Here is a 10,653-nt window from a genome sequence, read left to right as displayed (position 1 = left end):
ATGTGCGGGCTCTTTGCATTCTGCGTCAGTGGGGTTCAGCGACCGAAGCCACGGCCACCACCGCCACCACCGTTACCGCCCCGGTTGCCACCGCCGTACCCACCACCGCCACCGCCGCCACCATGGCGGCGACCGCCGCTGGCCAGGCTGTCGATGCTGGTACGGGTCGGGTCAGGTTGACCGCTGGTGCGCACAGGCTTGCGGTTGGGCAAGTCCAGGCGCGCAAACTGTGTGGTCTTCAAGGGGTCGATGTGGCGTGGCAATTCATCGCCATCGTTACCGCGGCGGTCTTGACCGCCTTGACCACCACGGCCTGGACCACGGCCCTCTGGGCGTGGACCACGCGGTGCGGGACGGCCTTGGCCATCACCGCGGTTGTCAAAACGCGGATCGCCGCGTTGCTCTTGGCCGCGACCACCGTCGCGACCGCCTTCACGGCGGCCATCGCCCTGACCTTCAAAGCGCGGTGCACCCTGCGGGCCATTGCGACGTGATGGAGGAGGGCCATTGCGCGATGGGCGTGCGGGGCCTTGACCTTCGCCGCGTGCTTGGCGAGGGCCTTGTCCGCCACCGCCACCACCCACGGCAACTTTGTTGTCACGGATGCGTTGCATCATGTCCTGGCGTGCGGCTTTGGCGGCGGCAGCCATCACGTCGCGGCTAGGGGGCTTGCCTGCGCCGCCCCACAAAGTCTGGCGACCCATGGCGATCGGCTCGGCCACTTCGCCTGGCTCGGGGCCGAAGCCTTCGAGCAACTGGACTGGAATCTCTTGCTTGGTGAAGCGCTCGATGTCCATCATGAAGCCTTCTTCGTCCAGGCAGACCAGGCTCACGGCTTCGCCGCTGGCGCCTGCGCGGCCAGTGCGGCCGATGCGGTGAACGTAGTCTTCCGAAACGTTCGGGATTTCAAAGTTCACGACGTGTGGCAACTCTTCGATGTCGATGCCGCGCGCTGCAATGTCGGTGGCCACCAAAGCGCGGATCTCGCCGCTCTTGAAGCCTGCCAAGGCTTGCGTGCGTGCTGTTTGGCTCTTGTTGCCATGCAGGGCCATGGCTTTTACACCATTTTTGGTCAGGAAGTCGGCCACATTGTTGGCGCCAAACTTGGTGCGAGTGAACACCAGAACTTGGCTCCAGTCGTGCTTCTGGATGATGTGCAACAGCACGTCTTTTTTCTTGCTGCGGCCCACGGGGTGGATCACCTGTGTGATGCGCTGCACCGTGGTGTTGCTGGGCGTGACCTGAATGCTTTGGGGGTTCTTGAGCAGGTTGCCCGCCAGTTCGCGGATTTCGTCGCTGAAGGTGGCCGAGAAGAGCAAGCTCTGCTTTTCTTTGGGCACCAGGGCCAGCACTTTTTTCACGTCGTGGATGAAGCCCATGTCCAACATGCGGTCGGCTTCGTCGAGCACCAAAATTTCGATGCTGGACAAGTCCAGGAATCCCTGGCCTTGCAGGTCGAGCAAACGGCCGGGTGTGGCCACCAAAATGTCCACACCGCGTTTGATCTTGCTGATTTGCGGGTTCATGCCCACGCCACCAAAAATCACGGTGGAGTCGAGTTGCAGGTATTTGCCATAGTCGCGCACCGACTCTTCGACCTGGGCGGCCAATTCGCGGGTGGGCGTGAGCACCAAAGCGCGGATGGCTTTGCCGCCAAAGCGGTTTTTGCCAGGCTCACTCTGGCTCAGCTTGTGCAGCATGGGCAGGGTGAACGCGGCGGTTTTGCCGGTGCCGGTTTGGGCGCCAGCCAACAAGTCTTGTCCAGCCAGAACGGCAGGAATGGCTTGGGCCTGGATGGGGGTGGGGGTGTCGTAGCCGAGCTCGCGCAGAGCTTGCATGAGGGCCGGAGCCAGATTCAATTCTTCAAAGTTCATTTTTACAGAGCGCCATGTCCGGCGCGGGCATCGGCTCATTCAACTGCGGTTGGCAGTGTCCAGTGTTGGCCGATAAGTCTTAAGGTGGGCATGGAAGCCACAGGCGCTTGTTTTGAGCGTTGCCTGGGTCAGGCCCCAGCAGGAGTGCTGATGTTGCGGCAACTGGCGGCCACAACGAGCGCGATTGTCGCACAAGTCCTGGTTCAGGGGCTTGCGCCTGCGTTGATTCATGCCTGCGGCTGCGATGGTGCAACCCTTGCCCAGACATTTTCGTTGACCTCTGCCCGCATGGGTTCAAACCCCAATTCAAAACGAGCCGATCTGCCTCTAAACTGAATGCGTGCTGATCAACGAGTTACTTTGGGAGAAAACATGTCGAATGAATTGAAAACACACCGCCGACATTGGTGGATGGCCTCGCTCGCCTTGGCCGCCTGCATGCTGTCGTCTGGGGCGGCTTGGGCCCAAGCGGCCAAATGGCCTTCCAAGCCCATCAAGATCGTGGTGGCTTTTCCGCCCGGCGGCTTGACCGATGCCTATGCCCGCAATTATGGCGAGTACCTGTCGGGCAAGCTGGGGGTGCCGGTGGTCATCGAAAACAAACCTGGCGCGGGCGCCATCATTGGCATTGATGCGGTGGCCAAGTCACCTGCCGATGGCTACACCTTTGTCATGAGCACATCGGGCACGTTTTGGCAAAACCGCGTTCTTTATTCCAAACTGCCCTACAACCTGGACAAAGACCTCACGCCCGTGACTGTATTCCCGTCCGGCCCCCTGGTGGTGGGCATCCCCGACAAGATTCCGGCCAAAAACATGGCCGAGTTCGTGGCCTGGGCCAAAAACAATCCAACCTCCATGGGCACCTATGCACCGGGCTCGTACCCGCACATGTTGGCCGACCAGACCAACCGCCAGCATGGTACGAAAATCCAGTCGGTGCACTACCGCGGCGAAGCGCCCATGTGGCTCGACGTGGCTTCGGGCCAACTGCAAGTGGCTGTGGGCAGTTATCAGGCTTTCAACACCATGTCCACCCGGGGCGTGCGCGCCATCGGTGTGACGGGCAGTTACCGCTCACCCAAACTGCCCGATGTGCCCACATTGACCGAGCAAGGCAACACCGAAAAACTCGTCACGCTGGAAGGCGGCTTGCCTCTGGTGGCCCCCGCCGGTACGCCCGAAGCCATCCTCAAACGCATGGCCGACGAAGCCGTGGCATGGTCCAACACCGAACGCGCCGCCAAGCTGCGTGAAACCTTCGCCATCCCCAACAAGCCCAAAAACCTAGCCGACACCCGCAAAGACTGGGAAGGCGAAGTGCCGGTCTGGATCAAGCTGGCGGTGGACTTGGGCATCAAGCTGGACTGAAAGGCATGCGCTGAAATCATGTTCAGTTGGATCTCTTAGGGGTTGTTTGGGCGATCGAAAATCGCGGTTTAATCTCGCCCTATGAACAAAACCGACCAGATGAGTTTTTTCGGCTTTGAGGCCGACGCTGCCGCAATGGCGCCCTCCAATGCGGCCCAAACGGCCATGCCCCAAGTGGCATCGCCTGCGGCAGTGACGCCTTTGTCGGTGCATGCGGCTGTTGCGCCGCCAGAGGCCATGACCCGTTCAGCCCCCACCGACCCCGAAGCCATGGCCCAAACCCTGGCGCAGCACCCCGACTTTCGGGTGCTGCGGCGGCTGGTGCCGCGCAGCGATTACGGGCCTGTGAGCGGCCAGGCGCCACAGCGCGTGATCGTGCTCGACACCGAAACCACCGGACTGGACAGCAAAAGCGAAAAAATCATCGAGCTGGCCATGCTGTCGGTGCTGGTGGACACGGCCACAGGTTTGCCCGTGGGGCCGGTCACCATTTACGAGTCGTTTGAAGACCCGGGCAAGCCGATTCCGGCCCAGATCACCGAGATCACCGGCATCGACGACAGCATGGTCAAGGGTTTGCGCATCGACGATGCGGCCGTGACGGCCCTTGTGGCGCAGGCTGACTTGGTGGTGGCGCACAACGCCGGGTTCGACCGGCCGTTTGTGGAGGCGCGTTTTCCGGTGTTTGCCAGCAAGGCCTGGGGCTGTTCTTTCCAGGGCGTTGACTGGAAAAAAGAAGGCAGCGGCTCGGCCAAACTGGAGTTTTTGGCGTCTGAGCGCGGCTGGTTTTACGACGCGCACCGGGCGCAGGTCGATTGCCACGCTTTGCTGCAAGTGCTGGCGTCACCTCTGGCCGATGGACAAACGGGTCTGATGCGGCTGCTGGCCGGGGCAGGACAGACGCGCTACAAACTGCGCGCCACGGGTGCGCCGTTTGAATCCAAAGACAAGCTCAAGGCCAGGGGCTACCGTTGGGACGGTGAAGGCCGAGTTTGGTGGTGCAGTTTGGGGTCTGATGCGCTGCTGGACGCCGAATGCGCTTGGTTGCGAGACGAGGTGTATAGCCGCCGCAGCGCTCGGGTGATGCTGGAAGCCCTCAACAGCTTGGTTCAGTATTCCAGCCGTTCGGGCTTGCAGACGGAGCGGCAGCTGTAGGCGCCCTGTACTCGGGGCGAATGCTTGTGGTCTGCGAAGGGTCTATCGCGACCAGGGCGTCGATCCCACAGAGACAGCCTTGCACCGGGATCGCCGCATCTGTTTGATGCGGCATCACGCCAAGCTGGGATAATGCGCGGTTATTGGTATTTTTTCAGGCGGGTATAAATGGCTCAATACGTATTTTCGATGAACCGGGTGGGCAAGATCGTCCCCCCGAAGCGTCATATTCTCAAAGACATTTCGCTGTCTTTCTTCCCCGGGGCCAAGATTGGCGTGCTGGGCACCAACGGCTCGGGCAAGTCCACTTTGCTCAAGATCATGGCGGGCATCGACAAAGAGATCGAAGGCGAAGCCATCCCGATGGCGGGCCTGAAGATCGGTTACCTGCCGCAAGAACCCATCATGGACCCTGAGCAGACCGTGCGCGAAGCCGTCGAAAGCGGCATGGGCGAAGTCAAGGCCGCGCAAGCCCGGCTGGAAGAGGTGTACGCCGCTTATGCTGAAGAAGACGCTGACTTTGACGCCCTGGCCGCCGAGCAGGCCAAGCTTGAAGCCATCATCTCCACGGCTGGCGATGCCTCAGAGCACCAACTTGAAATCGCTGCCGACGCGCTGCGTCTGCCCCCATGGGATGCAGTGATCGGCAAACTGTCGGGCGGTGAAAAACGCCGTGTGGCCTTGTGCCGTTTGCTGCTCTCGCGCCCCGACATGTTGCTCCTGGACGAACCCACCAACCACTTGGACGCTGAAAGCGTGGACTGGCTCGAGCTGTTCTTGCAGCGCTTTTCGGGCACGGTGGTGGCCATCACCCACGACCGATACTTCTTGGACAACGCCGCCGAGTGGATTTTGGAACTCGATCGGGGCTCTGGCATTCCTTACAAGGGCAACTACTCCAGCTGGCTGGAGCAAAAAGACGCCCGTTTGGCCACTGAGCAGCGCACCGAAGACGCGCGCTCCAAGGCCATGAAGAAAGAGCTGGAGTGGGCCCGTGCCAACCCCAAGGGCCGTCAGGCCAAGAGCAAGGCGCGTCTGGCCCGATTTGAAGAGTTGTCGGACTACGACTACCAAAAACGCAACGAGACCCAGGAAATTTTCATTCCAGTGGCCGAGCGTTTGGGCAACGAGGTGTTTGAGTTCAAGAACGTCAGCAAGTCATTTGGCGACCGTTTGCTGATCGACAACCTGAGCTTCCAGGTGCCTGCGGGTGCCATCGTCGGCATCATTGGCCCCAACGGTGCCGGTAAATCGACCCTGTTTAAATTGATCGCGGGCAAAGAGCAGCCCGACAGCGGCGAAGTCAAGATCGGCCAGACCGTGCGCATGGCTTTTGTGGACCAGAACCGCGATGACCTGGACAACAACAAAACCGTGTGGGAAGACGTCTCGGGCGGTCTGGACATCATCAACGTGGGCAAGTTCCAAATGGCCAGCCGGGCGTACTGCGGGCGCTTCAACTTCAACGGTGGCGACCAGCAGAAAAAGGTCGGCATGTTGTCGGGTGGTGAGCGCGGCCGTTTGCACCTGGCCAAAACCCTGATCGAGGGCGGCAACGTGTTGCTGCTGGACGAGCCCTCCAACGACTTGGACGTGGAAACCCTGCGGGCGCTGGAAGATGCGCTGCTGGAGTTTGCGGGCTCGATCATGGTCATCAGCCACGACCGCTGGTTCCTGGACCGCATCGCCACCCACATTTTGGCCGCCGAAGGCGACAGTCAGTGGGTCTTCTTTGACGGCAACTACCAAGAGTACGAAGCCGACAAAAAGCGCCGTTTGGGCGAAGAAGGTGCCAAACCCAAGCGCGTGCGCTTCAAGGCTTTGAAGTAATCGCTGAGATGAAACGAAAAAAACGGGCCCTGAGGGCCCGTTTTTTTGTGCGTCTGGGGGTCGATCCCGTTCAGTTTGGCCTGTGGCTGTCCAGGTGCGCGATCACTTCCAGGCGCAAGGCTTCGAGTTGTGGGGCCAGTTGGTCATAAGCAGTGCGCACCTCGCTGGTTTCTGCGTGCTTGCTCAGGCCTTCGACCAAGACCACCCGCTCGACCAGGCTGTCCACGCAAAAAACGGGTGTGAAGCCCTTGAGCTGATGCAGGATGCGGTTGGCGGCGAACACATCACCTTTGTCCAGCAACTCTTGCAGCCGGGGCAAATCATCGCTCAGGGTTTGCTGCAGGGTCTCGAGCAGGGACAACACACCATTGGCGTCACCAATGAATTCCATGGCCCGCGCAATGGACAAATAAATCGGCTGAGGTGTTTGGCTCATGAGACGGAGTTACAAGTGAATACAAAAAGCACGTAAGCAAATGCAACGTGTTGACGCTTATTTTAGTCAAGCAAAGCGGCCAAGCCCAACTCGGGCTCAAAACGTTTGTTTTTGAACATCAAACGGCTGGGCCCAGGGAAGGCCGCTTGCCGAACCGAGTGGCGCGGATCGCCCGGGTAGCAGATGGTGCGGATGCCGTCCTGGTCAAAGGGTTCGGGCTCGATGACCGGCGGGGGGCGGCTTTGTGCTTCGGCCAGCACGCTTTGGGCGTGTAGGTGGCGGCTCAGGTGCACCAGGCTCATGATTTGGGGCGGAGCCAGCTCGATTTGGCGGTCCCAATAACGCAGCAGCGCCTCGCGCGGCTGAATCCAAAGCGCTTCGGTGGCCTCAAAGTTGTCGTGTTCAGCCAATTGGTTGTCGGGCACCTGGGTGACAAAAAACCGCGTGTCAAAGCGCTTGTTGGTCACCGAGGCCTGGCGCGGTGTGATCCAGCGGCACCAGGGCAGCAGCGGCTCGGTGTGCAGGGCCAGGGCCTGGGCCGCAAAGGCCTCGTGCCAGCTTTGGCCGCTGCGCAGGGCTTGCAACAGGTCTTGGGCTTGTGGCTCGGCATGGGGCGCGCAGCCCAGCAGCACCCGACACTCTTCGTAGGCTTCGCGCATGGCGGCCACAAACAGGCCCGAGGCACGTTCGCTGGGGATATCGGGCTCGTTGAGTCTTTGGTGCAAGGTGGCGCTGTCCTGGCTCAGGCGGGGCAACCATGCCGGGCTTTGGTCCTCAGGGTCGAGTTTGCCGCCGGGAAACACATAGACCCCGCCCAGCACGTTCGAGGCCTGGTGTCTGCGCATCAGCAGCACCTGCAAGCCGTCCGGGCCATCGCGCAGCATCACCACGGTGGCGGCGTCCAAAGGGGGTGTGGTCAGGATGGTTGTGTTCAGTTCCATGAGGATGTCAATCGGGTAACAGGCAGTGCCCGGGGGCTGGTTTAAAGTCCATGCGCAACGGGCTGCAGGGTCATTGGGGCCAGATTAGCAGATGAATCAGGTCAGCCCCGTCTTTCAATGTCACAAGGAAAACACATGAGCATCGATTTCAAAGGCCGTGTCGCCATCGTCACGGGCGCTGGCGGCGGTTTGGGCAAGCAGCATGCGCTGGCACTGGCCGCACGCGGGGCCAAAGTGCTGGTCAATGACCTGGGCGGCGATGTGCATGGCGTGGGCGGCTCGGTGTCGGCCGCGCAGGCCGTGGTCGACGAAATCCGCGCCGCCGGTGGCGAAGCCTTAGCCAACGGTGCATCGGTCACCGATTTCGAGGCGGTCAAGGCCATGGTTCAGCAGGCGGTGGACGCCTGGGGCCGGGTGGACATTTTGGTCAACAACGCGGGCATCTTGCGCGACAAAAGCTTTGCCAAGATGGCGTTGGCCGACTTCAAGCTGGTGATGGATGTGCATGTCATGGGCGCGGTGCACTGCAGCAAGGCCGTTTGGCCGCACATGCAGGCGCAAAACTACGGGCGCATCGTGATGACCACCTCGTCAAGCGGCTTGTACGGCAACTTCGGCCAAGCCAATTACGGCGCGGCCAAGATGGCGCTGGCGGGCCTGATGCAAACCCTGTCGATCGAGGGTGAGAAGCACCACATCCGCGTCAACTGCCTGGCCCCCACGGCCGCCACCCGCATGACCGAAGGCTTGATGCCCGAGGCCGTGCTGCAAGCCCTGGACCCCAACGCGGTGGTGCCCGCCATGCTGGTCATGGCCAGCGACGATGCCCCCAACCGCACCATCATTTGCGCCGGCGCAGGCAGCTTTGAGGTGGCGCACATCACCCTGACCCAAGGCGTGTACTTGGGCACCGGCCCTGATACCGCCGATCGCCTGGCCGAGGCCATGGCGCAGGTGACCGACCGCCAAGGTGAAATGGTGCCCCGCTCGGGCTCAGAGCAAGGGACGCTGGAAGTGGGCAAGGCCATGAAAGCGCATTGACTCTAAAAGATCCGTTTTTTTATTCGGGTTGAACCATCCGGCTGACTTCAAAGCGGATTCTTGATGAGCCGGCCCACCCGTAAGCGATGCCAGCCCATCGGGTCTTGACCTCAAGAATCGGCCCGATGGGATGGCCAGTTGCCCTGTAACTCCCCTAATGCCGCCTGGTGGCGTTATTTGGGGCTTGGGTCTTGAGCGCCAGCCCCCCACGACACGCTTTCGTCCTCCAGATCACGCCAAGTGATGATCTCCATGACTACCTCGTTGCTCTTTAAATGATCACGGGTTGCTGGAGCAGTTCATTCTGGCAAAGGGGGGAGGCGATGGCCTGGGTGTTGCCGAGGGTGTGTTCCACCATGACCTTGCGGTTGGGGTCACGCATGCGAGCCGCATCAGCCACCCGGCCGAATTGCTCGAGCATGGCCACATACACCGGGTTGTACACAGGCTCATGACGCTGCTGTAGGCCCCGGTAATGCCGTGGGCAGCGACCATGTCTTGGTCGATGGACATGGCGTTGCGACGCAAGAGCAGCTGAGCCTCAAAGAAGTCGCGGTGGGCTTCGCACAGGCTGCAGGAAGTGGAGGCAGGAGCCGCCAGCCATAAGTGGGGGAGATTGGGTGGTGAGAAAAATACATTCAAAAATATTAATTTTTCATAAAAATTACACACAAAAATAATATAAACAGGGCATGAATTCCTTACGCGCCCAACGACACACAAATCACTCTGCCGAAACCACCAAGCAAGTGCTTGGATGCCTCGCCATGTTGGCTCAGTTTCATGGGCTTACCGTGGAGTTGCAGCAAGTGGTTCGCAAATTAGGTCTGGACGACTTACCGCCCAACCACATCACCTACCTCACCCTCGCCAAAGAGATGGGGTTTCATGCACGCATGCGTCAGCCGGCCCTTCAAAGGCTGGGCCATATCGGTTTGCCAGCCGTGGCGTTTGACCAAAATGGCAGCGCATTCATTTTGGCGGCTGTTCATCACAGTCAGGACACACGGCAATATTTGATCCACAGACCAGATCAAAGAATGCCCGAAAAGCTCAGCGAAGAAGACTTCACAAGCTGCTGGGATGGTTGTTTGTTGATGGTGACCTCCACCTCTTCGCTGATTGGAGAGTTGGCCAAGTTTGACTTCAGCTGGTTCATACCTGCCATCGTCAAATACCGAAAAATGCTTTCAGAGGTTTTGTTGGTTTCGGTGGTTTTGCAATTATTTGCACTGGCAACACCGATATTCTTTCAAGTGGTGATGGACAAGGTGCTGTTGCACAGCGCCATCACCACCTTGAATGTCATCACCATCAGTTTGATCGTTGTGACCTTGTTTGATGTCACACTGAATTTCTTAAGAAGTTATGTTTTTGCCCATACCAGCAGTCGAATAGATGTGGAATTGGGCGCCAGAATGTTCAGGCATTTAGTAGCCTTGCCACTGGCGTATTTTCAAGCACGCAGGGTAGGAGATTCTGTTGCCCGGGTAAGGGAACTAGAAAACATCAGGGAGTTTTTAACGGGACAAGGTCTGACCTTGATTCTGGATTTGTTATTTTCAGTTATTTTCTTGGGGGTCATGTTTTTCTACAGTGAGAAATTAACTTATGTGGTTCTCGCATCAATTCCTTTCTATTTTCTGTTGGCCTTGGTTGTCACGCCCATATTAAGAAAAAACCTCGACGATAAATTCAATAAAGGCGCTGAAAGTCAGTCGTTCTTGGTTGAATCAGTATCCAGTATTGACACTGTTAAATCCATGGCACTTGAAACCCGATGGGTGAACCGTTGGGATGAATTGCTGGCAAATTATGTCAAAGCCAGTCTTAAAATCAACAAAATAAGTTTGATTGCAAATAATGGTGTGCAACTCATCAGCAAAATGGTCACGATTGCGATCACATGGCTGGGTGCAAGTTATGTCATTGAAATGGAAATGACGGTCGGCGAGCTGATCGCCTTCAATATGCTGGCGTCGCATGTCTCCAGTCCTATTATTCG

The 10,653-nt window shown here is 58.9% G+C and carries 10 protein-coding genes; 6 read left to right on the top strand and 4 right to left on the bottom strand.

What is annotated here, in order from left to right; genetic code table 11:
* Nucleotides 1-35 precede the first annotated feature (35 nt).
* Complete coding sequence (locus Q0O99_RS17275; protein ID WP_293753211.1) at nt 36-1,874, bottom strand: DEAD/DEAH box helicase; 1,839 nt, start codon at nt 1,872-1,874, stop codon at nt 36-38.
* Between the two features lie 150 nt (nt 1,875-2,024).
* On the opposite strand from Q0O99_RS17275, the gene Q0O99_RS17270 reads away from it, so the two are divergent.
* The 4 genes from Q0O99_RS17270 (at nt 2,025) to ettA (ending at nt 6,230) form a co-directional block, all read left to right on the top strand.
* A complete protein-coding gene (locus Q0O99_RS17270) occupies nt 2,025-2,210 on the top strand; it encodes a hypothetical protein (RefSeq protein ID WP_293753210.1) in 186 nt (61 codons plus the stop codon).
* Between the two features lie 36 nt (nt 2,211-2,246).
* On the top strand, nt 2,247-3,245 hold the full coding sequence (locus Q0O99_RS17265; RefSeq protein WP_293753209.1) for a tripartite tricarboxylate transporter substrate binding protein: 999 nt from the start codon (nt 2,247-2,249) through the stop codon (nt 3,243-3,245).
* A gap of 81 nt (nt 3,246-3,326) precedes the next feature.
* A complete protein-coding gene (locus Q0O99_RS17260) occupies nt 3,327-4,400 on the top strand; it encodes a 3'-5' exonuclease (RefSeq protein ID WP_293753208.1) in 1,074 nt (357 codons plus the stop codon).
* A gap of 168 nt (nt 4,401-4,568) precedes the next feature.
* Nucleotides 4,569-6,230: an energy-dependent translational throttle protein EttA gene (gene ettA / locus Q0O99_RS17255; RefSeq protein ID WP_293753207.1), complete on the top strand. Its 1,662-nt coding sequence runs from the start codon at nt 4,569-4,571 to the stop codon at nt 6,228-6,230.
* Between the two features lie 70 nt (nt 6,231-6,300).
* On the opposite strand, the gene Q0O99_RS17250 is transcribed toward ettA, so the two are convergent.
* Entirely contained in the window at nt 6,301-6,666 is a 366-nt protein-coding gene (locus tag Q0O99_RS17250; protein ID WP_293753206.1) for an Hpt domain-containing protein, read from the bottom strand.
* Between the two features lie 62 nt (nt 6,667-6,728).
* Complete coding sequence (locus tag Q0O99_RS17245) at nt 6,729-7,607, bottom strand: NUDIX hydrolase (protein WP_293753205.1); 879 nt, start codon at nt 7,605-7,607, stop codon at nt 6,729-6,731.
* A 135-nt stretch (nt 7,608-7,742) separates the two neighbouring features.
* Between Q0O99_RS17245 and Q0O99_RS17240 the strand changes: the two genes are divergently transcribed.
* Complete coding sequence (locus tag Q0O99_RS17240; RefSeq protein ID WP_293753204.1) at nt 7,743-8,648, top strand: SDR family NAD(P)-dependent oxidoreductase; 906 nt, start codon at nt 7,743-7,745, stop codon at nt 8,646-8,648.
* A 271-nt stretch (nt 8,649-8,919) separates the two neighbouring features.
* Here Q0O99_RS17240 and Q0O99_RS17235 read toward each other — a convergent pair whose 3' ends face one another.
* Nucleotides 8,920-9,069 carry a hypothetical protein gene (locus tag Q0O99_RS17235; RefSeq protein ID WP_293753203.1) on the bottom strand — a complete coding sequence of 50 codons (150 nt, stop codon included), beginning with the start codon at nt 9,067-9,069 and terminating at the stop codon, nt 8,920-8,922.
* Nucleotides 9,070-9,340: 271 nt separating this feature from the next.
* Between Q0O99_RS17235 and Q0O99_RS17230 the strand changes: the two genes are divergently transcribed.
* Nucleotides 9,341-10,653, top strand: a 1,313-nt coding sequence (locus tag Q0O99_RS17230) for an ABC transporter transmembrane domain-containing protein (RefSeq protein WP_293753202.1), incomplete at its 3' end; no start/stop codon positions are given.

It is taken from the genome of Limnohabitans sp. Rim8, assembly GCF_945901735.1.
GTDB lineage: Bacteria > Pseudomonadota > Gammaproteobacteria > Burkholderiales > Burkholderiaceae_C > Limnohabitans_A.
The sequence above is the reverse complement of the archived record's forward strand: the minus strand, read 5'-3'. Positions and strand labels throughout refer to the sequence as shown.

Coding starts and splice junctions, on each gene's coding strand:
- Q0O99_RS17270 (WP_293753210.1), top strand. CDS start 2,025: ATGTTGCGGCAACTGGCGGCCACAACGAGCGCGATTGTCGCACAAGTC.
- Q0O99_RS17245 (WP_293753205.1), bottom strand. CDS start 7,607: ATGGAACTGAACACAACCATCCTGACCACACCCCCTTTGGACGCCGCC.
- Q0O99_RS17265 (WP_293753209.1), top strand. CDS start 2,247: ATGTCGAATGAATTGAAAACACACCGCCGACATTGGTGGATGGCCTCG.
- Q0O99_RS17240 (WP_293753204.1), top strand. CDS start 7,743: ATGAGCATCGATTTCAAAGGCCGTGTCGCCATCGTCACGGGCGCTGGC.
- Q0O99_RS17260 (WP_293753208.1), top strand. CDS start 3,327: ATGAACAAAACCGACCAGATGAGTTTTTTCGGCTTTGAGGCCGACGCT.
- Q0O99_RS17250 (WP_293753206.1), bottom strand. CDS start 6,666: ATGAGCCAAACACCTCAGCCGATTTATTTGTCCATTGCGCGGGCCATG.
- ettA (WP_293753207.1), top strand. CDS start 4,569: ATGGCTCAATACGTATTTTCGATGAACCGGGTGGGCAAGATCGTCCCC.
- Q0O99_RS17235 (WP_293753203.1), bottom strand. CDS start 9,069: ATGCTCGAGCAATTCGGCCGGGTGGCTGATGCGGCTCGCATGCGTGAC.
- Q0O99_RS17275 (WP_293753211.1), bottom strand. CDS start 1,874: ATGAACTTTGAAGAATTGAATCTGGCTCCGGCCCTCATGCAAGCTCTG.